Source organism: Thalassotalea loyana (genome assembly GCF_030161435.1).
GTDB classification, from domain to species: Bacteria; Pseudomonadota; Gammaproteobacteria; order Enterobacterales; family Alteromonadaceae; genus Thalassotalea_G; species Thalassotalea_G loyana.
The window spans coordinates 925,476-951,102 of the sequence record NZ_BSSV01000001.1 but is presented as its reverse complement, the minus strand read 5'-3'; the positions used below and the strand labels follow the sequence as shown (position 1 = coordinate 951,102).

The 25,627-nt window shown below is 37.6% G+C and carries 19 protein-coding genes; 8 read left to right on the top strand and 11 right to left on the bottom strand.

Translation table 11 applies throughout. The annotated features are described in order from the left end of the window. Window positions 1-210: 210 nt before the first annotated feature. A complete protein-coding gene (locus QQK05_RS04115) occupies window positions 211-1,161 on the bottom strand; it encodes a porin (RefSeq protein ID WP_284296172.1) in 951 nt (316 codons plus the stop codon). A gap of 314 nt (window positions 1,162-1,475) precedes the next feature. On the opposite strand from QQK05_RS04115, the gene QQK05_RS04110 reads away from it, so the two are divergent. Both QQK05_RS04110 and rdgC read left to right on the top strand, forming a co-directional pair. Then, on the top strand, window positions 1,476-3,218 hold the full coding sequence (locus tag QQK05_RS04110) for a sensor histidine kinase (protein ID WP_284296171.1): 1,743 nt from the start codon (window positions 1,476-1,478) through the stop codon (window positions 3,216-3,218). A gap of 106 nt (window positions 3,219-3,324) precedes the next feature. Next, complete coding sequence (gene rdgC, locus QQK05_RS04105; protein ID WP_284296170.1) at window positions 3,325-4,248, top strand: recombination-associated protein RdgC; 924 nt, start codon at window positions 3,325-3,327, stop codon at window positions 4,246-4,248. A gap of 76 nt (window positions 4,249-4,324) precedes the next feature. Here rdgC and QQK05_RS04100 read toward each other — a convergent pair whose 3' ends face one another. From QQK05_RS04100 to QQK05_RS04060, 9 genes are all read right to left on the bottom strand, one after another. Next, window positions 4,325-5,176, bottom strand: coding sequence for an MBL fold metallo-hydrolase (locus QQK05_RS04100; RefSeq protein WP_284296169.1), 852 nt, complete (start codon window positions 5,174-5,176; stop codon window positions 4,325-4,327). A gap of 55 nt (window positions 5,177-5,231) precedes the next feature. Then, the gene (gene dinB / locus QQK05_RS04095) at window positions 5,232-6,242 is read right to left on the bottom strand and encodes a DNA polymerase IV (protein ID WP_284296168.1); all 1,011 of its coding nucleotides are present in this window, start codon (window positions 6,240-6,242) and stop codon (window positions 5,232-5,234) included. Window positions 6,243-6,497: 255 nt separating this feature from the next. Further along, window positions 6,498-7,178 carry a hypothetical protein gene (locus tag QQK05_RS04090; protein WP_284296167.1) on the bottom strand — a complete coding sequence of 227 codons (681 nt, stop codon included), beginning with the start codon at window positions 7,176-7,178 and terminating at the stop codon, window positions 6,498-6,500. Next, the gene (locus QQK05_RS04085) at window positions 7,132-13,416 is read right to left on the bottom strand and encodes a hypothetical protein (protein WP_284296166.1); all 6,285 of its coding nucleotides are present in this window, start codon (window positions 13,414-13,416) and stop codon (window positions 7,132-7,134) included. Before QQK05_RS04085 ends, QQK05_RS04090 begins: the two co-directional genes overlap by 47 nt. Window positions 13,417-13,421: 5 nt before the next feature. Continuing rightward, a complete protein-coding gene (locus tag QQK05_RS04080) occupies window positions 13,422-13,715 on the bottom strand; it encodes a hypothetical protein (protein WP_284296165.1) in 294 nt (97 codons plus the stop codon). A 21-nt stretch (window positions 13,716-13,736) separates the two neighbouring features. Next, entirely contained in the window at window positions 13,737-16,301 is a 2,565-nt protein-coding gene (gene hsdR, locus QQK05_RS04075; protein ID WP_284296164.1) for an EcoAI/FtnUII family type I restriction enzme subunit R, read from the bottom strand. Between the two features lie 37 nt (window positions 16,302-16,338). Then, on the bottom strand, window positions 16,339-17,538 hold the full coding sequence (locus QQK05_RS04070) for a restriction endonuclease subunit S (protein ID WP_284296163.1): 1,200 nt from the start codon (window positions 17,536-17,538) through the stop codon (window positions 16,339-16,341). Further along, window positions 17,538-19,004, bottom strand: a complete 1,467-nt coding sequence (locus QQK05_RS04065; RefSeq protein ID WP_284296162.1) for a class I SAM-dependent DNA methyltransferase — start codon at window positions 19,002-19,004, stop codon at window positions 17,538-17,540. Before QQK05_RS04065 ends, QQK05_RS04070 begins: the two co-directional genes overlap by 1 nt. 97 nt (window positions 19,005-19,101) lie before the next feature. Next, window positions 19,102-19,341, bottom strand: coding sequence for a helix-turn-helix domain-containing protein (locus QQK05_RS04060; RefSeq protein ID WP_284296161.1), 240 nt, complete (start codon window positions 19,339-19,341; stop codon window positions 19,102-19,104). Between the two features lie 139 nt (window positions 19,342-19,480). Here QQK05_RS04060 and QQK05_RS04055 point away from each other — a divergent pair, with 139 nt between their 5' ends. From QQK05_RS04055 to dinB (QQK05_RS04030), 6 genes are read left to right on the top strand one after another with little or no spacing between them, the layout of a single operon-like run. After that, the gene (locus tag QQK05_RS04055; RefSeq protein ID WP_284296160.1) at window positions 19,481-20,005 is read left to right on the top strand and encodes a hypothetical protein; all 525 of its coding nucleotides are present in this window, start codon (window positions 19,481-19,483) and stop codon (window positions 20,003-20,005) included. After that, the gene (locus tag QQK05_RS04050; protein ID WP_284296159.1) at window positions 20,002-21,435 is read left to right on the top strand and encodes a DEAD/DEAH box helicase; all 1,434 of its coding nucleotides are present in this window, start codon (window positions 20,002-20,004) and stop codon (window positions 21,433-21,435) included. Before QQK05_RS04055 ends, QQK05_RS04050 begins: the two co-directional genes overlap by 4 nt. A 31-nt stretch (window positions 21,436-21,466) precedes the next feature. Beyond that, window positions 21,467-21,679 (top strand): hypothetical protein, encoded by a 213-nt coding sequence (locus tag QQK05_RS04045; RefSeq protein ID WP_284296158.1) that lies wholly within the window; start codon window positions 21,467-21,469, stop codon window positions 21,677-21,679. A 45-nt stretch (window positions 21,680-21,724) separates the two neighbouring features. Further along, window positions 21,725-22,012 carry a hypothetical protein gene (locus QQK05_RS04040; RefSeq protein ID WP_284296157.1) on the top strand — a complete coding sequence of 96 codons (288 nt, stop codon included), beginning with the start codon at window positions 21,725-21,727 and terminating at the stop codon, window positions 22,010-22,012. Continuing rightward, window positions 21,981-22,235, top strand: coding sequence for a hypothetical protein (locus QQK05_RS04035; RefSeq protein ID WP_284296156.1), 255 nt, complete (start codon window positions 21,981-21,983; stop codon window positions 22,233-22,235). The genes QQK05_RS04040 and QQK05_RS04035 overlap by 32 nt, the downstream gene beginning before the upstream one ends. A 42-nt stretch (window positions 22,236-22,277) precedes the next feature. Then, complete coding sequence (gene dinB, locus QQK05_RS04030; RefSeq protein ID WP_284296155.1) at window positions 22,278-23,336, top strand: DNA polymerase IV; 1,059 nt, start codon at window positions 22,278-22,280, stop codon at window positions 23,334-23,336. 252 nt (window positions 23,337-23,588) lie between these two features. On the opposite strand, the gene QQK05_RS04025 is transcribed toward dinB (QQK05_RS04030), so the two are convergent. Further along, on the bottom strand, window positions 23,589-25,586 hold the full coding sequence (locus QQK05_RS04025; RefSeq protein WP_284296154.1) for a tetratricopeptide repeat-containing sulfotransferase family protein: 1,998 nt from the start codon (window positions 25,584-25,586) through the stop codon (window positions 23,589-23,591). Window positions 25,587-25,627 lie beyond the last annotated feature (41 nt).

Here is a 25,627-nt window from a genome sequence, read left to right as displayed (position 1 = left end):
AACTAGCATGACACTTTTATGACAAAAACGGTAAAAAAACATTCATTTTCCTGAAATACTTTATTTAGTACCAAGCGACAGAAGCAAATTATCTCATAGATTATCGTATTGCGTACAATAGGATACCTATATATAAGACTATATTATCCAAACAAAAAAGCCACTGAAACAGTGGCTTTTTCTATTCCATTATATGTCAGTTTGATGACATTAGAATTTGTGTTCTAAACCAACACCTAAGTAATCTTTGTCATCTGATAAATCGTTATCAAACGTTGTGTAGAAAACGTATGCTTTAGTTGGTTTAGCAAGTTTGTAGTCAGCACCTAAAGAGAAACCTGATTTCTCTTGACCGCCGTCCATATCAGCAACTTGGTATTGACCTTTCAATGTCCAGTTTTTGATACCGTATGAAGCAGAAACTAAGTAACCGTCTAACTCAGCACCAGTGTCTACATTTTCTTGCGTGTGGTAGATAGCACCTAACTTCATGCCTGCAACTTTACCTTGGATGCTAGCACGAGTGATGTCGTATAAACCTGAAGTACCGAATGCACGTGTTTTACTTGAAACTTCCATATCGTGAGAAAGTGACGCGTATACTTTTGATTTCTTAAGGTTCTTGTCACCGTAGAATGCTGCTAATGATAAACCAGCATCTTCGTCAGCACCGTCGTCTTCAGCAATGTAAGTTGCACCGAACTTGAAGCCGTTGAAGCTTGGCGTGATGTAAGCTACAGAATCACCTGAACGGTTTTCACCAGCCCATAACACTTTGATATCACCTTCAAGGTCATTGAATAAATCAATTTTACCTTGAGATTGCTTTAACATTGTGTCGCCTTTACCTAAGTAAGTTTCACCGAAGCTACCTACTAAACCGATGTACTGTGTACGTTCAGTAAAGTTGTCATCATCACCATCGATGTCTACTTGGAATTCAGCTTTGTAAACGATTTTTAAGTCGTCGTTAAGCTTGTGGTCACCTTTAAAACCAATACGTGAAGCATTTGATTTTACTTCTGTAAAGCTACCTTCACCATCATCTGTCATTTGGAATGACACGTTTGCTTTACCGTATACAACAACGTCAGCTGCTGCTGCAGATAAAGAAAAGCTGCTTAATAATGCAAGTGCGATTGCGCTCTTAGTTAATTTCATGTGATACCTACCATTATAATTCGCCAGTAAAGGGCGTTTTGGACTAACCATTAATTTTAGAACTAACAAACAGTTATTGCCTGTTTTTAATGGCGGCTATTGTGACCACACTTTGTGACAGAAATATTACAAAATGACACTTTTATGAATGATTTATGACTTTAATGACAAATTTATTAAGTCTTTCATATACTTGAAACAAAATTGTCATACTGCAAAAATATTAATTTAATTCTTAAAATAAGCCAAATATACTGATAACTAAAAGAAAAGCGTCTACAATCAAGCTTATAACTTAGAGAAGTTTTTAATCTATGGTAACTACCAGCATTTCGAGAAAACTACTTTCTCGCGTATTATCTCTGTATTTCGTCCTCACCTTTATTGTTACTGGTGTGCAGATTATTGCCGAGTATTACAATGCGAAAAGCAATATCAATAGTGAATTATTAACCTTAGAAAAAACCTTCAGTGGCAGTTTAACGCGCGCAGTTTGGGAGTTAAACACAGACCAAGTTAATGATATTGCATCAGGTCTGGTCGCCATCCCAATGATACGTAGCATTGTCATTAGTAATGAAAATGATGAAGTCATCGTCCAAATGGGTGACTTAAAAAGTGCTACAGCTTATTCAACTAAACAAGTCGATACAGAAAATGAATCTTATGTAAACGTTGAGTCGTTCTCACAAGGTACGTTTGGTCATACTTTTCCGTTAATCTTTGAGTTTTCAGGACGTAATACCAAGGTTGGTAGTGTTACCTTGTTATCGAGCAATCAAGTTATCTTTAACCGTATTGAAATCGGTATATATTTCTTAATCGGTAATGCCATGCTAAAAACAGCAGCGTTGATTATGCTCTTTTCAATTGCATTTAATTCTTTGCTGACAACACCACTCAGTGCACTTACAGATCAAATTCGACGATTCGACATTGATGATCCTGAATCATCAAAAATCAATTCTCAAAGCATTGAAAACAATGAACTGAAGGTACTTGAAACCGCTTATAACAACTTAATTGATCAACTCGTCCTGTATAAAGAGGAGCTTGCCGATGCCCAAGAACAAATACTTCAGTCTAATCAAAAGTTAGATGAGCACAATTTAATGCTAGAGCAAGAAGTTGCCAAAAAAGCTTCCTCGTTGAGCTCCAACATGCTGAAAATGGAGTTGCAACAACGAGACCTGATTGAACAACAAAAACAACTTGAAGACGAAAACGAACGACGTAAACGCACAGAGCAACGTTTACTAAGAACCAACAAAGAATTAACCGATTCCATAGAAGAGCTAAACAAGGCACAAGAGCGATTATTAGACGCAGAGAAAATGGCTACATTAGGAAATTTAGCCGCTGAAGTTTCTCACGAAGTTAATACACCGGTCGGCATTAGTATTACATCGGCAAGTTATCTTTCTGACATGTTAGACGAAATAAATAGAAAAATTGAAGACGAATCGTTAACAAAAGAAGAAACATCCGATTATTGTAGCAATGCGCAACAGTCAATAGACCTACTGACCAAAAACCTTAAGCGTGCATCCGATTTGATCGCGAGCTTTAAGCAAGTTGCCGTGGACCAAACAAGTAATAAAATACGTGAAATCAACCTCAAACATTACATTGATGAAGTTGTACACTCACTACAACCTCGATTAAAAGGTACCAAGCATCAAATAAATGTTAATTGTTCAAATAACTTAAACATTAGCACGCATGCTGGTGCGCTCTCTCAAATCTTTACCAACTTAATTATGAACTCAGTCATTCACGGTTTTGAAGGTCGTAATGATGGCCAAATTGATATTGACGTCGAGATTGAAAACGAGCGAATTAAGATAGAATATCAAGACGATGGTCATGGCGTGAGTCAAGAGCAACTTAACCACCTGTTTGATCCATTCTATACAACCAAAGAAAGCCAAGGTGGCAGTGGATTGGGTACACACATTATCCAAAATCTCGTTATTGATAATTTAAACGGGCAAATTTCCGCGAGTAGTGAAGAAGGAAAAGGCCTGCGTTATCACATAGAGTTCAACAATATGTAATTGTCGATAACAGCGTAGCTAAAACTATGCTGTTAAATCTTATTAACTAGGGTATGATGAGCGACCAAAACTCGACAAGAGTTCATCGACAATTGCAGGATTTACCATGTGGTTTAAGAACCTTTATTTTTTCGCTTTTACCCGCCCTTTTGAATTAAATGAACAAAGTTTAGAAAAACAGTTAAGTGAGCACTTATTCACACCATGTGGCTCAACTGAACAGTCTCACTTTGGTTGGGTAAACGCATTAGGAAAGCACGGACAAACACTTGTTCATACCGCTAATAATAATATGCTTTTATGTGCACGCAAGGAAGAAAAAATCTTACCTGCACCTGTCGTAAAAGACATGCTAGAAGAAAAAGTTGCGTTACTTGAGAATGAACAAGGTCGCAGTGCAACGAAAAAAGAAAAAGAGCAATTCAAAGAAGATATCATTTTTGAATTATTACCTCGCGCATTCTCTCGTATCACGGATACACACGCATATATTAGTGCAGCACATAACCTTATTGTCATTAATTCGAGCTCTAGAGCAAAGGCAGAAGACTTCCTTGCTTTGTTACGTAAGTGTTTAGGTAGTCTTCCTGTAACTAGCCTATCTCCGGAGCAAGCTCCTGATGAAATCATGACTGATTGGCTGACGGAACAAAACCTTGGTGGTAACTTTGAATTAGGTACCGAAGCTGAATTTCACGCGTTAGGAGATGACGGTGCCGTTGTCCGTGTTAAGAACCAGCCATTAGACTCTGATGAGATTAAAGCTCACTTAGACGCAGATAAATTCGTCGTAAAAGTCGCAATGGAGTGGGATGAGACACTGTCATTTGTTTTGTGTGATGATTTAGCGATTAAGCGTTTGAAGTTCTTTGATGTCATTCACGAACAAAACGACGATATTGATAAAGACGATATCGTTGCCCGTTTAGATGCTGATTTTGCATTGATGGCAGGAGAGATCAACCGATTTATTGATGCCTTGCTTGGTGAATTCTCACTAAAAGCTGCAGATTGTTTATCAGAAGAGTAACTAGCAACTCAAACAAATACAAAGGCCAAGGTCATTACGACCTTGGCCTTTTTGTTTGTGTGCTGTTATTCAAGTATTACTTTAAACCAGCGACCAAGGTTTTTAACCAACGCTCTTCGCTGATAAAGGCCCAACTGTAATCTTTATACTTGTCACCAATACCCATCTCTAGAATTTGTGCTTCAGTTTTACCTTCTGCCAATGCTTTTTCGACACGAGCAATTGAGTATTCAAGCATCTTTGCAAACACTTTATAACCTTCAATATTGGTGATATTACCGTGACCAGGAATTATTTTCGCATCACTCGGGTATTCTTTAATGATTGTATTGACGCTCTTCAAATAGCCCTTTACGTCGCCACCACCTTTTAGGTCAATGTACGGGAATCGCTCGTTAAAAAACAAATCGCCGGTGTGAATAACGTTAGCTTGTTTGAAATATACAATGGTATCGCCGTCAGTATGTCCTGTTGGAAAGTGACGCAATTGAACGTGCTCTTTATCTAAATAGATATTGACACCGTTTTCATAAGTTACCACGGGCAACTCATCTTTATTAGGCTCTTCCTTGTTTGCAAGACGCTCTCGTACGTTCTCGTGAGCAAATATTGGTGCTTTGTGTGAAAAGTAACTATTAGAGCCTGTGTGATCGCCGTGATAATGAGTATTCACAACATATTTCAATGGCTTATCATTGACCTGCTTCATTGCTTGTTCGATTTTCTCTGCCAACCCTTGGAACTGATCATCTACGAGCAGTAGTCCTTTATCAGTCGACAACACGCCTATATTGCCACCATAGCCTTCAAGCATATAAACATCGCCATTGACTTTATGTGTTTTAATTTCAACGTTTGAAAAATCCTGTGCGACGGCACCAAAGCTAAGGCAAGCGCTCGCCATTACCGCTAATATTTTTGTTTTCATAATGACTATTCTTATGTAATTGTTAAGGTTTTCAGCCTCAGGTGTAATCAGTATGTCACTGAACCATGGGTAAATCCAATTGCATTGTTGAATTTTTTGCCTCTTCACCAAAGCCAATAGTAATACCAATTAAACGCACTTTGCGATCACTACTACGTGACAGTGCCTTTTGAAGTAATGACTGCAATATAACGATGTCTAGCTTAGAAGATCTTTGCTCTACAGTCGTTTGATTAAAGTCGGCAAATTTCAGTTTAATGCCTTGCTTAACAATTTGTCGATCTTGGTGTTTGCTGAGTCTTTTTTCCAGCGATGGGATAAGCTTTTCAATCAGGGGCCAACAAGCTTCTTCAGAGTTAACAATATCTTCACTAAACGTTCGCTCTACGGCGACTGACTTTCGCTCTCGGTGACTCACCACTTCACGGTTGTCCTCACCAAAACTTCTTTTGTAAAGTGATTGAGCGAAACTACCCACGACCATTTGTAATTGCTTGATATTGCTTTGACGCACATCTGCACACGTGTAATAGCCATGCCTATTTAACTTTTCGAAAGTTTTCGGGCCAATGCCAGGGATTTTCTTTAAAGACAAGCTGTGAACAAAATCAGTAACTTTATCAGGTGAAATAACACAAATACCATTAGGCTTGTTTTCATCACTGGCGATCTTGGCCAAGAATTTATTTGGTGCAACACCTGCGGATGCCGTTAAGCCAGTCTCTAGGAAAATTGCTTGCCTAATCTCTTCTGCAATCAACGTCGCGCTGCCTTTACAATGTTCACTGTCGGTTACATCAAGAAATGCTTCATCTAATGATAATGGCTCAATTAAGTCTGTGTAGCGGGCAAAGATGGCTTTTACTTGATCACTTACCTCTTTGTAAACGGACATTCTACCATGAACAATTTTTAGGTTTGGGCAGAGCATTTTTGCTTTTACTGAGGGCATTGCCGAGCGAACGCCAAAACTACGCGCCATATAATTACATGTCGACAATACGCTGCGTTTCCCTTCTCCTCCTACGGCGAGGGGAATATTTGCATACGCCGGATTGTCACGCATTTCCACTGCTGCGCTATGCAAACCACGGGTAAAAAGTGTAAGTAAAATGACTAGCAAGAACATAGCCATTGAAATATATAAGCTTTAAACCAAAATAGCACTTACAAATTCCGCTTACATTAATTATTAATAAAACTCAAAATACTCGAAATAGAATTAACATAAATGACTTACAATTTAACTATCAAGAAACTTGTATATAATTATTTTCAGAGCATACCTACAGTCTTTGCCGCTGCATGTTAATTGAAGTGGTTATTTATTTTCAAGTTGTAATAATTCATGATTATATTTTTCTGCAAAAACATCGCAAATATATTTTAGTGCTTCAACTTTTTCTATTTTTGATTTAATAGTTTTTATTTCTTTATCTTTTGATTTAGATTCGTCATCTTCATCAGAAAGAAAGCTGAGCATTATCCTAATATCTTCACCCGAGTCTTCAGGCGCTAGCTCTAGTATCTTCTTAGACTTCTCTGTAATAGCTGAGCCTGCAGCTGAGTTAAAACTTTCTGAAACTAACTCTTTTGCTACCTTATCAATTGATATGGCGATATCAACCCATTGCTTACTTTCATGAGATTCATCTTGGTTTACTTCATGATCAAATTGTGAAAATTCGTTGAAGTATGGTTTTTGAGATGAATTATCTAACCTCGAGAGACCTCTAAAAACAGAGTCAAATTCCGTAAAGGGATTAATACCTCTAGGCAGTTCAGAGCGATGATGCCAAAGTTTAAAAATTGCATCTACACACTTTCTTTCAGCTACGTCCTTTTCTTCACCTTGGCAGTTTTCTGACTTGTGAATATTTTCAGCAATATAATGAACTAACCAACGGGCTGGAGTATTACAATCAATCTCCATGCCTAGCTCAGTTATGATTGCTTTACCTAAGTTGATAACTTCTTGATTGGTAATCTCTGATGACTCCATCTTTTGAGAGAGTATACAAGTTGCAATATGGTCCCGGGTATTTGACATCGTCTGGTACATCCCTATCGTGAGTTGAGTTTTGGCGTTTAATTGATACTTCGAAAATGAGCGATAATTTAGTTTGAGCGCATAAATGCTTCAACGTATCTAAAGATAGATATAGCCGATCACCGTCGCGAATTGTACTTTCACTATAACGGTCATTATTGCGTGTATCGGTCCATGTTTCAGAGAAACCCTGAGAGCTCCCTTTATCATCCATGTATTTTCTGGTAAGTAAGCAATAATTCAAATTGAGTAATTCTTCGTATTCTTTGCTGATTCTTCGCATTGGAAACTTTAACTCCCCTGAGTAAGGATCTAATTCATCCAGTTTTTTATATTCATCAGGTTCATTCAACCAACCTTTCATTTTGAAACTAGAGTCATCTAATTCGAACTGTTCTTCGTTATAGGAAGGTAATTTGTAATCGTGAGGATTTTTGCATGAAACTAGAGCTTTTAACAAAGAGGCTGAGTTGTCAACGGATACTAGTGCGCTGGAAATACTGTAATTTTCGTTGTTGCCGCTACCATTATTGTCAGACCAAGAACCTGTAACACAGATAAATGTTCTGCCACCTTTACTCAATAGTAATCCTTCGAGAAAATCACTATATTCAATTTCCCATCTCCATGAGTCTGTAGTTTTTTTGCTCAGCCACTCTCTTCTTACTAAAGGTGCTGGATCTCTCAGGTCTGCCAAAAGATAGCCATTATTCATCGATAATAGGTAGTTAGAAAGCCAGTCAATCCAAAGATCATCTTCCCAGTCATACTTACCTTCAGCTATAGGAAGTTTTTTGAGTAACCTTGATGCCATTGTGAAAATAACGTGATATCCCAAGTAAAAATCATATGGTTGAGTTGGTGGTATATCACTGTGCCTTGCATGTGTTTCTTTGTGCCCATGATTTCTTGTATCTCTAATAAACCGTTCATCTGGAGCAACTCCCCATTCGTTTACTACGATGTTTGCAGCTGTCTGTTTTAATTCTTTAACTGAAACATTGAATGTTTTTGCTAATGGTTTAAGCCAATACTCTTGAAAATCTAGGAAAAATGATAGTTCGGGCAGTCCTTTTTCAAGAGGCACTATATTAGCGATTTCAAATTTATTAGCTTCTTTAGGATTATTCTTATTGAATTGGCTAAGTCCCACTGTGTCTAGTTTTTCTATGTCCTCGGCTGAATAAATGCTATTTTTTTCTTGTAATAGCTTTCGAGCAACTTTAACTGAATAGAGCTCTAATAAAATGTGATCAGAGTTTAGAGCTTCGTCTTGAAAGAAGGCGCTATGTTTTAACAAAGGCAGTGCATTTGATTGAACTCCTCTGTATAGAGCAATCATAAAATATAATTGGGCGTGAAACTTATAAAATGGAAAACTTGTTGAACCAAATGCACCAATGTCATCTCGCTGAAACATAGCAATCATTGAGTCAATGACTTCATTGCAGTTAAGTTCTACTAGACGATAGACTATGTGGACACCCTCCCAACGATTTTTTGATGTGGGGTTAGCTAGTACTGACCAAATAAATGAGGCATAAGCTTCGGTATTATCTTCAGGGGGAACAAGCCATTTCGACCAATATCCATCAGCATCACTTTCATCGACATGTAGTTCTACTCTGTCTAAAGCGTAATTTAGAGCTTCTTTGGCTTCGGAAGGGGTCAGTTTTTGTGATAATACTGTAATAACAGAGAAAATAAATTCAGCATCATCAAAATCGCTTTTATTTTCTAATGCTTTTATTACACCTGGAAGCCTTAGTTTTGAAAAATCTGCTTTTAGTTTAAATCGTGAAGTCCAATGTTCAGGCCACCAGGGATTTGAGACTGTACTTGCATTTAATTGTACGTAAAGATCAAAGCCTTTTATCCATAATTCTTTCACTCCCTCTCGTTCAAACCACTCTTTCGGTGTATTTTCTAAAGCATGTAATAGTTCGAAGCTGGACGAAAATTTGCATTTTAATATTGCATCAAGAACGTCTTCTGCTGAAATTATAGGAGCTCTATCATATAGTTGACTCCAGAAACATTCATCAAAACTCTTGTCTTTTAGGGCTTTAAAACTTGTTATTGATGCTTCAATAGATTCTGAACTTATAAAACTGTTATTCGATTTGAATACTGAATCCCAGTCTACTGGCTTGTACGTCTTATCAGCGACATGAGAGCTGTAAGTAGGTTCTAGAGCATGTTCATTAAAATGTATAATAGCGTCATCAAGAGCCTGGGAGGATAGAGAAAATTCCGCACCAGTATTTTTTATGAGTGATAGTGCTGATTTTGACAACCCTTTAATTAAAGCTTGCTGAACAGCATCATTAAAAATAACTTCTCGTAGTTCTGGGGTTTCAGATTTCTTAATACATCGACTAAAAAATTCTGCATAACTAGTGTTATCAATTAATCCCTGAGCTGCCCATGCTTCTCGGCAGCTCAGTGTATTAGCTGATATAGATTGCTCTAGTACAGTATCTTCAAAAGGTCCCCAGTAGGTGACTTCTCTGTCTAACCATCTAGCCATTATTGCAAATGATGAAGGTGCATCCATATCATGGATAGCTCTCACTGTACGTTCTAGCGGGAAATGGTCAGACATATACTCATAGAAGGTTTCTGTACTTCGAGCAAATCTGTATGTCAATTCAGGAGAACAGTCACTTTCAGCACTTTTTTCTGCCAAACTCAAAATCGCAAAATGTCTATGTAAGGCTTCATTACCAAATTTAGATGCTGCTTCTATAGCTTTGTTGAAATATTTTGCTGATTGTTTGGGGGCTAATGAACAAGTTGCATTGGCGATATCTATATAGGATTCTGAAATGCTTTCAGGACTATCATTTTTGTTATTTGAGGTGCTGATTAATGCGGTTTCGTAAAACTCAGATAGGTAATTAAGACTTTTTACTCTACAACTATAATACAGGCCGTTGAGCAAGCAACTATAAGGTGCATCGTCAATAATGTTTGTGAGTAATTGTGTTTGTAATGACCTTTCTATGTCACTGGCCCAAAATATACTTCTCTGTTTTCGACCTTTGACAAAATCAGGAATAAAATTCTTGCGCTCATATGCTTGAGGTAGGTACTTTCCAATCCCATCAAATACATCTTTATACTCTAATTCGAAGTTTTCTATACGGTTAGTTCTAGATCGTATTAGAAAGCGTTGTGCTGGCAGCATGGCTGACAGTGTTTTCTTATATTTTTCTTTTTCTTCTTTTTGCTTGTAGTTTAAGTCATCGGCTAAAAAATCATTAGGGAAAATTTGATTTTCGGGAAGCGATTTACCTGTCAACTCTTCTAAGAGAGCTGCTATTCCAATGAACTCTAATAGATCATCATTATGATATGTGGTCGGGTTGGCATACCAAGCTTTTGGCTCTAATTTTACTTGTCGAATCAGTAAGTTTTTTAATCTAGCGTTATCGTACCCAGCAGCGAAACAATATTCGATAAATATTAGTAAATCTAGAGTTGAAATGCTGATATTAGCTTTTTCATTTCGTTCACCTGTTGGGTTCTCAATGTTTATTAAACAGCTCTGAGAAATTTCTTCATCTACAGATTGTTGTACTAAAAATAGCGAATTTATAAAGTTAATACATACATAGCTATGTTCTTTAGAGTAGAAGGCAAGCTGTTTTAAATCTTCAAACCTAGATGTATCGAGTAAGTTATTCGTAAAGGTAGCTATAGCGTTTTGAACAGCTTGTGTAGGAGCAAAACTTAATATTCGATTAACAGCTTTTTCAGGGCCGAGTAGGTTTAAGTAGACAGTAAAAAGCAAAGCAACATCTTCAGCAGAAAGTTTTTCTTCATGCCTTTTTCTTTTGTCTTTTGCTGTTGATTTAAAATAAGTGCTTAGCCAGTTTTCTGCTGCTCTTAGATAACTTAGTGCTTCGCCTTTAAATTCACCATGCAATGATAGCAGTGCAGATTTGTAAAGATTTTCAGAACCCTTCCAGCCACCTGATAATCGCCCTTGAAACGCCAATTTTTGAACTTCGGTAGGCGATTGAACTATACCAATCAATGTTACATTTTGATTTAATAATTCAATTTGTCTTTGGTCACCAGCGAACTCTTCTCCAGTTCTCAATGCTAACTTAATAAATGAAAAGTAATCTTCCAGTTGTATGGCTGATTTCAATGCAGCATTCAGTCGTGATGTACTGATGCTTCTAGCGTCAACAGGATTTCCTTTAGGCAAAAACTCTTCTGAGAGCGCTAGTTCTATTAAGTCCTTGTGATTTCCCCCTGCCAACATTAGATAGGGTAAACATTCAGATACATAGCTGTTTGAATTTGCTATTTCCTGTATATTTTTTACAAACTCTTTAGCTTGCTCAGCTGTAGAAGCAAACTGTTTTCTAAACCATGTTTCTGTTGGCTCGTCTCTAAATTGAATAGACTTATCAATTAGCATTAAACCACGACCAAAATCACTGATGAAGCTTGCTATTTCGTCTTCAGAAAGATTAGAAAGTTTTGATATAACGTCTATAGGAATAAATGGAGGTAAACTAGCTAAAGCTGTGCAAATAAGATCGATTTTTAAGCCTTCTGTAACGGTATTTTTATTTTTTAATCTTTCAATTGCATTATTTAGTTGAACTTCAATCTGAGCGTCTACAGTAGTTAGGGTTGGCCCTAAGTTTTTTAGCATATCAAGCAATGATTCAGGAAACTCTTCTATAGCGTAAGCTTGAACACGTGGATTACCTCCTGATAGCCGGTGGAATTCTTTGCCATGTTCTTCAGTAGCATCCGAATAAAAAAGGTTTAGATGAGCGTATGACTCTTCTTCAGAAAATGCTCTAAGTTCAAATTGAGAAATTTCGCTTCTCGGTGCTAACAGCTCTATTCGTTCTGTTCTACATAATGCAATAACAGTACAGCCATCGATCATTAAATCATTTAGCAATTGTGTGACTATTGAATTCTCAGCTTTTTCTTTCGCGGCCATGACTGCATTATCAGCGGCATCAATAAAAATATATAAGTGTGCCTGCTTATCTCCTTTTTTTAAGCACTCCACTGAGCTTTCGATGCAAGATTCAAACTCCTGCATTAACCGTACCTTGTCTTTCCCTATGGCTATCAACGAATCACATAAGCCATTAATTGCTAACTCATTAATAATTTGGACTAATACTTTATCAAAAGAGTGTCTTGGACTGTTAATAGAGCGATATAGTCCATCGCCGAAGCAATCGTAGACAATAGAACACGAGTGAGAAGGTATTATCGTATGAGCCAGTCTGGCCATCACAGTTTTACCAACCCCTCCACGAGCATGAATAATCGAGTTTTTATTACCTCTAAATATTGATTTTAAAATTAACTCTTGCTGATTTCTGAGGTTGCTTGGTATAGAAGCTTCAAATTTTGGAGGTGATGGGAATATTTGACTGTAGTGCTCAGCACCAAACCTTACTTCTAAATCGTGACGTTTTATTGTTAAAAAGTCACTTGATGGCACTTCTGATAGCAGTTTTACAACAAACGCCTTCGTTAGTTCACTTACATGATCTAAATTATCAGGAGAAATATAAGACGTCGCATTATTATTTTTTAACACATCTAAGGTCAAATTAGTGAATGTATTATTTAATAAACTAATCTTAAAACTTGTAAAAGAATCTTTCTCTTTATTAAAATACTTTGGATTAAATTCGCCTGTTATTGCCTTCCTATAAAAATCTTTAACAGGTTTTGAAATCACTTTATTGCAAATAATTTGAACAGTAAACCCTGGCTTAATATCTTTATAAACATTTGAAATAATGGCTTTTAGATCTTTCTTATCGATTTCTCCACTAGCACCTTTGAAGTAGAGCAAGCGTATATCTTTAGCTTCTTCATTTAATACAACGACGCTAAAACTTGCTTTATCTTGAATAAATTTAAGCTTTAACTTTTCTCTAAGTTCTTTAGTTGGTGATAGTAATTCTAAGCATTGGAGGGTTGCCCAAAGTAATGGGGTTTTATTGTTACAACTATCAAAAGCACTAGCTTGCGATAAGAAGGTGGCTTGAGCAAAAGACTTTTGATCTATGTTAATTTCTGAGTCTTTAATGTCCCCAGTAAAAACAGGAGCATTTATATCTCTCCCTGCAGCAACAGCTCTACCTTTTGCTATAACTTTGGTTACAATTGACCTTGCCCTTTCTAATAGCATTATTTTTAGCCCATTTTATCTAATGCCAAATACGAAATGTACAAAGTCGCACTACCTACGAATAAGCCTAAAATTGTTGCAATATTAGCTAATATACCCAAAATCCCAGAGCTGTTTGAGTTGAAGTCCCCTGTCATTACAGTTCCATTTATATCTCTACCGGCACTAACTCCTCGATTTGATGCAAATATCTTTGTTGTAGTACTTTTCAAACTGAAGAGAAAAACAATTAAACCTATAACCGCAACAATAATTGCCAGTGTTTGGTTTTGATTTACCCAATTTAATACTTGTTCCATTCTTTATTTCCTTTTGATTGATCACTCATACAAATACTTCTGAAACCCGATAAACGTGTCTCGTATTGCTGTTGGTGAGCCGAACTCTGCTGCGGCATCGCTTATGGTGTTGTATTTAAGTTCGACTAAACTGCGCATCTTTTTGGCTGCTAGCTCTTGTACGCCATCTTCTATGTATTTCTCTAAAATGAAGTCGATAAATTCTATTTGTTTATAGCTGAACTCACTGTGTATGCCTTTCTTAGCGGTTGTTACGCGCTCTTTACGTGTGTGTGTTTCTCTGGCATAGGCAACGTAAGCTAGCAGGTCGTAGACGTCGCTGTCTTTGGCATCGATAATATCTTTCATGCTATCGAGTTTCTCATCGTCATAACCGACTTCTAGTAAGTCAGCTAGTAGCTTTTCACGAGTGCTTGGGTTACTCCAAATATCGCGCAATTCATCTTCATTACCAAAAAAACGAGGTAATTCACCGAATAACTGTTCGACAAACTGATGAGCGGTTAGCATGTCGCCATCTGGCCCCATGAATAATACGCTTTTCATGTGTTGAATTTGGCGTACTTTTCCATCTTTAAGGGTGATGAATATCTTCTCTGGTCTGTCTGGTTTATCTTCGCTTCCGTCATCACAACTGCACGGTGTATCTCCACAGTCATTACAGGGCTCAACAATACATTGGCAAGGCGATTGATTACATTCGCTACAAGGTTCGTCTGGCGTGTAGGGATGACAATTACATGGGGTAAAGCCACAAGTTTCACACATACAAGCGCAAGGGTTGGCGTTACAAACATCGCAGGGTTCTTGATCGGGCTTATCTTCTGGGGGAAGCGGCTCACCATCCCACTCGGGATCAGAAAAGTTATGATGCGCTTTTACAAAATCATACACGGTGAAGAATGATTTACCGTCGTACATGCGCGTACCACGGCCGATGATCTGTTTAAACTCAATCATGTTTTTACATTCACGCATTAGTACAATATTTCGCACGTTACGGGCGTCTACGCCTGTCGATAACTTACGTGAAGTCGTTAATATGGTCGGAATGGTTTTTTCGTTATCACAGAATGTACGTAGGTCGTTTTCACCCGCTGCGCCATCGTTAGCGGTAATACGCACACAATAGCTTGGATTAGTCGTCCAGCCTTGTTTAACTGCGTATTGATTAATGTAATCTCGCACCATGCCTGCGTGCTCTTGTGTGGCACAAAATACGATGGTTTTTTCCTGCGGATTAATATGGTCCATCCAATACTGCACACGTTTTTGTTCACGTTGTGGCATGGTGATAATGCGATTAAAGTCGCTCTCTTTATACACTTTTCCAGCTTCAGGTTCGCCTTTAAACGTAACGGCATCGCCAGGTGTATAAACATATTCATCCATGGTTCCGACAATCGGGTAAACCTTAAATGGCGTTAAAAAGCCATCGCTAATGCCTTGTTTTAAGGTATAACTGTAAACTGGGTCGCCAAAGTATTTATAACTGTCGGCATTGTCGGTACGCTTTGGTGTTGCAGTTAAACCTAGTTGAACTGCAGGAGAGAAGTAATTAAGAATTTCACGCCATGAGCTTTCATCATTTGCGCCGCCACGGTGACATTCATCAATAATGATAAAGTCGAAGAAATCTTCTGGGTATTCTCTAAATCGGCAATTGCTTGTATCTTTTATCTGCTCAGAATCAAACTCTTCACTTTCTAATTCCTCAGCATCTTCATTACCGCCAGACTCTGTCATTAGAGTTTGGAAAATCGCCATAAAGATACTGGCATTTTTAGGTACACCCTTAGCTTTTTTAATTTCATTAGGAGTAATACGAACTACTGCATCTTCACCAAAGGCACCAAAGTCGTTAAAAGCTTGTTTGGTTAATACATTACGGTCGGCTAAGAATAGAATACGTGGACGCTTTTTAGCGTTACTTGGGTTTTTAGCTGCTTGCAAACTCCAGCGACTTTTAAATAACTTCCACGACATTTGAAAAGCAATACAGGTTTTGCCCGTGCCTGTTGCAAGGGTCAGTAGAATACGGTCTTTACCTTGCGCTATTGCCTCTAATGCTTGGTTAATGGCATTTTCTTGGTAGTAACGAGGTTGCCAGTCGCCTTTACACTCAAAAGGGATTCTTGCGAAGTTTTCACGCCAAGTGCTGGTGAACTCTGGCTCAGATTTTTCGTCGTCACCATTAAAGGCAATTGCCCACATTTCTTCAGGGCTTAGGTATCGGTCAACTAATTGCTCATCGCCCGTTAGCATATCTATTTGGTAAATGTCATGGCCGTTGGTGGCGTAAGCAAAGCGGCACTGTAAACGTTGTGCGTAGTCTTTGGCTTGACGTACACCTTCGGTGTAACTTAAATCTTCACGCTTGGCTTCAACCGCAGCAAGTTTTCTACCTTGAAACTCTAATACATAATCGGCGCTTAACTTTGAGCCTCGTTTGCCGCCACCTAAAATACGACCAGCGGTAATGCTTACCTCACGGCGAATAATGCTATGACCTGCCTTACCCCAGCCATCTAACACCAATTTAGGCGAGATTAATTCAGCGCGGGTTTCAGATTCGTTTCTGCTCATGACACTTACCTGTGTTATAAAAATACTTTAATGTTTATTACTCTGCCATTGCGGTTAATTCATCACTAAAGGCTTTTTGTAAAATGGATTTTTTTAGCTCGTCTATCGCAATTAATTTTGATTTGTAAATTTTTTCTAGATCTTGCGAACGACTCGCCACTTGATTAATTTTAATAACAAATTCACGTTGTTTTTCAATAGGAGGAATAGATACTGAGTAATTAAATAAATGAGTACGATTGACTTTAGGCATACCAGCTCTTCCTGAGCCAGATATAGCATAATCAGTGAAATCTTTGCTCAGTAATAAATAAAATAAGAAGTCCTTATCCATCATCTCCTTTATTGGTGACAAAGGATATATATCTGCACTGCAAAGCCCTGTGAATTCAGGCCTACAAACTTTCATCAGGTAAGGTCGAATTTTGCTGTAAAGTACCATTGAATTATCAAACACAAACTTACCCGAGATTAACCCTTCCTCTTTAGCCGTTTTAAGCTTAATGAGCTCCCCTGTGTTTGATACTATATTACCTGCACCAATATGTAATAGATCTAAATATACATCTTCTTTAGGGTCAATCAGCTTAGTATTTATTTCACAAATATCAGTCATTTTACCATCAATCCAACTTTCACCTTTTTGGCTAAAGACTTGTTGTAGGTAGCTGTCGAATAACTCGCGGGCATTTTTTAGGTTTTGTTCGGTTTTAGCGCGGGTTTGTTCTAAGTCGGCAAACACAGTGTCGAGCAATGCCGCAATGCGTTCTTGTTTATCTAATGAAATGTAAGGGATGCATAAATTTTTAAACTTCTTTAAAGAAACGCCACCAATAAGTCCTGTGAGTTGATTATTAAAATCCAATTTAAAATCAGCACTTAGAAAGTAATAAAAGATATACTTACTGCTCATTTCTTCATTAGGGTGGACGCAAAAAAGTTTATTTACAAAGTGTATATCCTTGTCAGTATGCGCGACTTTCTTTCCTGCACTTCCCCCTTCAGCGCAAATTAGAACCGAATTAGCTGGAGCTAATTTAAAACTATCCCTATGAGTTTCGGGAATAAGTACGCCGTTTTCGTAATTGATAGAGTGATCAGTACCAACATCCTTAGTTGCAACATAAGGAGTTCCAGCATCTAACCCACAAAACAGCTCTTCCTTTTTCTTCTGAGGAATACTATTCCCACTATAAATCATTGCTATTTCATTTAGCTGACGCATTTCTTTAGCCATTACAACAACTCCTGAATCTTGGCTAAAGTCGCCTCGGACTCTTTATCGAGTTTAATAATGTCGTCAATAATCACTTTAGGATCACGTAATGGCGCCACTTCTTCAACGTTAGGGTTTTTAACCGATAAATCATAAGTGCTTTCATCAATATCACTAATAGCTAATGACCATGATTTATCTGAATTCTCAAAGCTTTTTTGAAGATCAACAAACTCTTTTAAATCGTTGTCGTTTAGTGGGTTAGTTTTGCCCATGTTACGGCCAACGTTAAGCTCGTAAAACCATGTGTTAAGCGTTGGTTCGCCTTTGGTAAAAAACAGCACTACAGTTTTTACACCCGCGCCTAAAAATGTACCGCCTGGACAATCTAGCACGGTATGTAAATTACAGTTTTCTAGTAGCTCTTTACGTAAGGCAATAGCAGCATTGTCGGTATTACTTAAAAAAGTGTTCTTGATAACAATGGCTGCACGACCACCGGGTTTGAGCATTTTAATAAAGTGCTGTAAAAACAAGAATGCTGTTTCCCCGGTTTGAATAGGGAAGTTTTCTTGTACTTCTTTACGCTCTTTACCACCAAATGGCGGGTTGGCTAAAATGATATCGTGCTGATTACTTGGCTGAATGTCTTGTAGGTTTTCAGATAAGGTATTGGTATGTAATACGTTAGGCGCTTCAATGCCGTGTAATATCATGTTCATGATGGCGATAACGTATGCCAGTGACTTTTTCTCTTTGGCGTAAAAAGTGTCGTTTTGCAGCGTCGCTAAATCATCTGTGCTTAGCTGTTTCTTATCACGGCCACCTTGACGTAAATAGTCGTATGCTTCACATAAAAAGCCAGCTGAGCCTGCTGCGCCGTCGTATATGGTTTCGCCAATTTTAGGTTGAATTACATCAACCATAGCTCGGATTAATGGGCGCGGTGTGTAGTATTCGCCACCGTTACGGCCAGCGTTACCCATGTTTTTAATTTTAGCTTCGTATAAGTGGCTAAGCTCGTGTTTTTCTTGTTGTGAGCGAAAGCGTAAAGAGTCAATTTTTTCCAGTGCGTCACGCAGTGAATAACCACTTTGAATTTTGTTTTTTATCTCGCTAAAAATCTCACCAATTTTGTATTCAATAGTATTGGCGTTATCAGCACGTTGTTTAAAGCCTTTTAGGTAAGGGAACAGTTGACCATCAACAAAATCCATCAGGTCATCACCGGTTAAGGCGTTGTTATGGTCAAACTTGCCGTCAGCGTTTTTTGGCGCAGCCCATTCACTCCAGCGGTATTGCTCGTCAATGATGTACTCGTAGGTTTCCATCATCATTTCAGCTTCTTGCGACTTGGTGAATTCAAGGTCGTCGAGGTACTTTAAAAACAGCATCCATGATGATTGTTCTGTGTAATCTAGCTCAGAGGAGCAACCTGCGTCTTTATGGAAAATGTCGTCGACGTTTTTAAATACTTGTTCAAACATGTTGGTAAAATTCCTAGTTAGCTATTGAGCGAAAGCAAAAAAAGAGAAGCTCTGATATTTTAAACTCTAAAGGCAACTCGTTAGCTTGTTGTTTTTATCATTGATTAAATTGTGTTTCTACTTCTTCTGGCACCGGAAAAATGTCACCAATATCGCATTGAAGGATATGAATGATTTCATAAATTCTTTCGCATGAAACAGGTACTGTGCCTCTTTCAATTCGGCTTAAGTAACTTGCCTCTATTCCTAAGTTATTAGCAACTTCGGCTTGCGTTATGGAGCGCTTGGTTCGAGCGATTTTGATATTCATGCCAATTAACTTTTGTACGGGCTGCATTCAAAACTTCCACAAAGAAAAGAATAAATCCTCCCATATTGAAGTGAGTCAACCCATGACATATAATGAAACTAAAGAACATATATATCAATAATGTTACTTTATTATCAAATAATTAACCTTTGTAGCAATAGTAAACATGAAAATAGATCCTTTTGTCGCTCAAATTATTGTCGCGAATAACTTCGATCACTTCACAACGAGCGATGTCCGGTCAGCTTATCTCGCATTAAAAAATGATTCTACGTTAGAGCCTTCAACTGTTCGACGAAAGATATACGCAGAACTTTTAAAGTTGGTGAAAAAGGATTGGCTGAAGAGGGTTATATCGAAAAAGAAAGGGTTAACACGTTTTAGTAAAACTGAAGAATTTGACGTTGAAGCAATAACATTAAAAGCTAAATGCGAATCTACTATCTCAGTTGAGAAACATGATGATAAGCAAGGGCAACTGCTTGGTAAGTTGAATCACTATAAAGCTGAACTTCTGTTGAATATAGGAGAGTCTGAAGCATATAAGGAGCTTTATTCAGAGTTCCCTGAGTTAGTTGATGAACTACAGCCGCAATACAATAAAGCTAGAGACAATAATACAAGAATACTAGGGAAGATCAGAGCCATTGAAGGCTTGCTTAAACAAGAAAAACCATTAGAGAAAATATGAAACTAAGAGATTGGCAAGATGGATGTATCAATAAAGCATTAAAACAATACGCGAATGGCAATAGCCACTTTTTAACCCTAGCAACACCAGGTGCAGGTAAAACCTTGATGGCATCTGAATTGGCCGATCGGTTGTTAAAGAAGAACATGATTGATTTAGTTATTTGTTTTTCACCTTCTTCCATAGTTTCTCAAGATTTCAGCCAAAGTTTGCAGTTGAGAATTAATGAACGCTTTGATGGTTTACTCGGGGCAAAAGGACATTCTCTTACCTACCAAAGCTTGCAGTATCTCGATAAAAACTTTTGGCAGTTATTTAAACGGTATAAAGTATTCGTGATTTTTGATGAAATTCACCATTGTGCCGGCTCCAATATTGATAATGCGAATGCATGGGGCGAGCAAATCATATTGAATATTCAAGATAAAGCTAAATATACATTGGCGTTAACAGGGACGCCTTGGCGCTCAGATGCTGCTCCTATCGTTCTTTCAAACTATATGCATCCTAGCAACAAAATATCATGTGATTACGTTTATGGGCTTGCTGAGGCCATTCGCGATGATGTTTGTCGTGTACCGCAGATAATCGCTGTAGATAATAATAATATTTCGGTTGTTGATGATGAGGAGACTAAAGCATTTACTAGCTTTAAGTGTTTATTATCACAATCAATCATTCCGTATCAGGAAATTATTGAAAATGAGAAGGTCATTAAATACGTAATTTCCTCTGCTCAGAAAAAGCTGAATTCAATTAGAGCGAACAACGCTGACGCGGCAGGTTTAATTGTTGCTTCATCAGTTGAGCACGCAAAACAGGTTTCAGCTTTAATGAAGTCCTGCTTTAACGAAGATGCTGCTGTGGTTACTTACAGAGAAAATGAGCCAATCAATATTATTCAACAGTTTAGACATGCAAAAACTAAATGGATTATTTCTGTAGGGATGATCAGCGAGGGAACTAATATCCCTCGATTACAGGTTTGTTGCCATCTCACAAACATCAAAACAGAAATGCACTTTAGACAGATTCTAGGCCGCATACTTAGACTGACTGCTTCAAAGAATCAAGAGGCTGTTATGTACATGCCTGCTGAGCCTAAGCTGTTGGAATATGCTTATCGAGTTAAGCAAGATGTGCCTTTTGAAGCTGATGTGGTTAAGTTTGAGAAGATGAAGGCTTGTATTGAAGACGATGTAGATGGTGAGACTTCAGACACTGTTATATTCGAGAAGGCATCAAACGTTAGCGCTAAAGAAAAGTTGAAAATTAGTGGATTTGATACTGTTATCGAACATCCTGTCTATGATGAAACTAGTAGCATTGTTGAAGAGCACTTTTTAACAAGTTCATATGAAAAGGTCGTCAATATATTTGGTCGGTTTCAGCAAGAAGCTATCGCTTTAGGACTGAGTGAGTTGAGGTAATTATGCTGTATGTTAAAAATGAGAGGTTTAAATGAAGCTATATGAAGTAATGATAGTTGCAATACCGGTTAAAATTTTTAATTTGATCATTTCCGTTATTCCTGCCTATTTCCTTTGGAATTGGATCGTTCCCGATGTTTTTTCATTGCCAGAAATTGGAGTGATTCAAATGACTGGGTTAATTATTTTAATTCAATGCATTACCAGTAATGGCTTTATTTCTTTAAACACTGAAGGTTTTTGAAACTAAGTAGGCTGCTTAATAAAAGGTAATTTAATTGAGGTAATTATGCTTACTGTTGAGAAATTTAAGGAGCGGTTGGAGCAGTCTAACCGATCGAATTGGCTACATATCGCGGTTGATGCTAACAATGCAAAGCAATTTTATATTGTTGGTAATGGCGGCATGGGAAATACGATTAGTATGCCTATTGAAAGATATTTACTTGAAATTAAGGAATGGGTAATTAGGCAGATTAACTCTGGTGAATTAATTAAAGATGAAAAGAGAAGTCTTTTGCTCGATAGAAATATCTTGGTTCATTATGTATCTCTACCGCAATTTGCCAAGGAGTAAATATGAAAAAAATAAAACCGTTATACAACAAGAAGTAACTGAATTAGTTTGTGATGGTTGTGGTCTTGAGGCGCATGTTCATAAGGGTTATGAATTCAGCGAGTTTATCTCGATTGAACATAAAAGCGGTTTTGGGGCTATTCATCATGATAGCAAGGAGCTTTCAATAGATTTGTACATAACACCAAGCTCAACTTCAGAATTAATTGATCCTTTTGCTTAAGTGCTGTACATTTAAACAGTGGTCATTACCTAAATATTTATTTTGAGAAAAATAATTCATGTTGATATGGATGCATTCTATGTATCTGTAGAGATTAGAGATAATCCAGAGTTAGCTGATAAACCAGTTGCCGTAGGCGGTAGCAGGAAATCTAGAGGTGTTCTTTCAACAAGCAATTATATAGCGAGGCAATATGGCGTTAGAAGTGCAATGCCGACTAGTGTTGCATTGCGAAAATGCCCTGAATTAATTTTGGTTCCAGGCAGGATGGAGGTATACAAATCAATTAGCTCTCAAATTCGAGAGATTTTTGAACGTTATACTAATTTGATTGAACCTTTAAGTCTTGATGAGGCTTATTTGGATGTAAGTGATTGTAAGTTATTTGGTGGCTCTGCTACCTTGATAGCTCAAGATATTTGCCATTCAATATATAAAGAGCTCAACTTGACAGCTTCGGCTGGTGTAGCACCGATAAAGTTTTTGGCAAAAGTGGCTTCAGATCTAAATAAACCAAACGGTATCTTTGTTATTCCACCTAACAATGTGAGTTCATTCATTGACGATATGGCATTAAACAAAATACCTGGGGTCGGTAAGGTAACAAATGAAAAACTGCAAGGTGATAATTTAAAATACGGTCGAGATGTCAAAGCTTTAAGTCAGGAGGTCTTAACCTCTAAATATGGAAAGCTAGGAAAATTGTTATGGGAACGATGCAGTGGTAATGACGATAGACCTATCGTTATTAGTAGAGAAAGAAAATCAGTAGGAGTCGAAAGAACCTTTCCTGAAGATATTTCAGACTTAAATGTCCTTGATAACATCCTTAAAAACAAGTTACTCCCAGAGCTTCAAAAAAGAGCGGCTAAATATCTATTAGATAGACACATTGGTAAAGTAGGTGTCAAAGTCAAATTTTCAGATTTTCACCAAACAACAAAAGAATTTTCTACAGATAAAATTGATCAAGCAGCGTTATCTGAGTTACTAACTGAAGCCTATGCACGAGGCAATGGTAAAAAGGTACGTCTTCTTGGTATCCATATTGGTCTTTCACCTTATAAAAATGAAATAGAACAAATTTCATTTGAGTGGTAGTACTTACATCAGGACAACCTATCTGAATTGGTAACTCTTATACTTTAGCTGGATTAGTCAGTATTCGATCTTACAAATCCAAAACTAGGGCTTTATATAGGCTGACAATTTACACGTAATTATTTAGTTATAAAAAGGGCTGCTTATCCGACAAAGCAGTCATTAGGAATACTCGTTAACTTATGACTTCATTTAGCCAAAAGCAGACATTAAGTTTGAATTTTTTCTTACCTTCTGAGCTCGAATCGGTATTCAAAGTAAATTAAACTTTTTTAACTTACTTTCAAGCTCAATCAAATAGGGTGAAAAATTTGTCCACTGTGATAAACCTTTTCTATTAATAGGCTGACGTACCTGCTCTGCACTAGGGGTGTGGATGTTACGTTTTGTCTTATAAAACTCAATACAGCTTTGTTCAAACGGTAAATTACAGTATTCAAGGATACGCTTTACTTCTGATTCAACATCATTCACTAGGGCTTCATGTTGTACACGTAATATTTGCCCCGGCAATACCTCGTCCCAATGTGCCATTAAGCAAGCATAATCCCGATAATACGTTGCAATATCAGATAAGTCATAACTGAAGTCTTGCCCTTCACCAAACAGTTGCTTAAAACCACTAAAACAACAAGCCATTGGCTCCCGCCTAGCATCAATAATCTTTGCATTCGGTAAAATGAGTTTAATCAAGCCAATATGGATGAAATTATTGGGCATTTTGTCAATGAAATATGGTGCCTCCTTTCGGTAAACTTTAGTATCATTGATATACATATCGCCAAGCTGGTTCAGCTGCTCTTTCGATAACTGCCACAAATTCTTAGGATATAGTGGGTCACCACTAACAATCCTTCCTCGCAATTTTAATGCGTGTCCCATGATGTTATGGAGTTCCATAGTACCATCTACTTGCGAATGTGATGCTAGAATTTGTTCCAACAAGGTAGAACCAGCCCTTGGTAGACCTAAGATAAAAATAGGATCTTGAGATTGATTACCTTGCCCAGCCTTTCGCTCAAAAAGGGATTTAGTACAATGCGTTATTTGTTGCTCAATAAGTGCCGTGGATTTCTTTGCATTGTATCCAATGCTCTGCTTCTTCAATACATTACCTTGTGAGTAATATTCAAAAGATTCTTTATAGCTTTTTCTATCTTCAAATGCTTTACCAAGGGAGAAGCAGATATGAACCTTATCATTAATACTAGTATGCTTTTCTAGCAACTGTGCTTTCATTAAAGAAAGCTCTTTATCGTTAAATTGATAGGTTTTGGTATTCGCTAAACTCCAATAAGCATCACCGTAGTTACTTTGTTTAGCATAAGCCTGCTGATAAGCAGCTATCGCTTTTTGGTAGTCACCAGCAGTTTTATAGGCATGCCCTAGCTGTACATCGATACCCGAACGTTCCGGTGAACGAGCTAAAATTTGCTGATAGATAGTTGTTCCTTTGCTAAGCTCACCTAAATTGATGTAGCAATTTGCTAATGTCGCTTGTGCAGTTACCTTTAAGGCTTCTTGGATATCTGATTTCGTGAGAAACTGCTTGGCGTGCTCCGCGCATTTTTTAAACTTACCTAAGCGATTCAATACGTTAATATATAGAGCATTTGCTTGCTCGTTGTCAGGATACAGGCTGACACAACTTTCAAGTAAAAACTCAGCATCATCAAAAACTTTTAACTTTAAGCCAATTTCTGCCAATAGACACATCGCATCGACTTGGTGTTTATTGTTAAGTAAAAATTTTCTACATACTTGCTCAGCCTTGTGCAGCTTTCCTTCATACATTAAGTCCATCGCACCTAGCACTTGTGGTGGTAACTTCTTTAGTACATTAAGCTGCAAGTGAACTTGCTCTGTATCTTTGTGCTGTTTAATTTTAAATAGCTCCGCAATTTTCTGCCAAGAAGCAATCAAAGCAGGGTTCAATTCAACAGCTTTATGAAATGCAACAAGAGCTTTTTCAGTTTTTTCAGCAGCTAGCTCACAGTACCCTAGTTCTTGATAACCTCTAGCGTAATTGGAATTTTCTGATAGAAAGTGCTTAAGAGCTTCTTGCGCTTGAATTAATTTACCCTGGTATCGCAAAGCAACAGCTTGGATATAAATTAGCTCTGCTTTTTCTTCAGTAGTAGGGGCTGCTTGCTGAAGTATTTGGCTGGTAGCTAGCTCAGCTTTAGCGAATTGGCTCGATTGAAGGAGTAATTTGGCTTCTTTAATTGAAGCATGTACGGGTAAGGTCATATCCAACTGCTGTTAGTAATTTTAGAATTTAATAAAGAAAA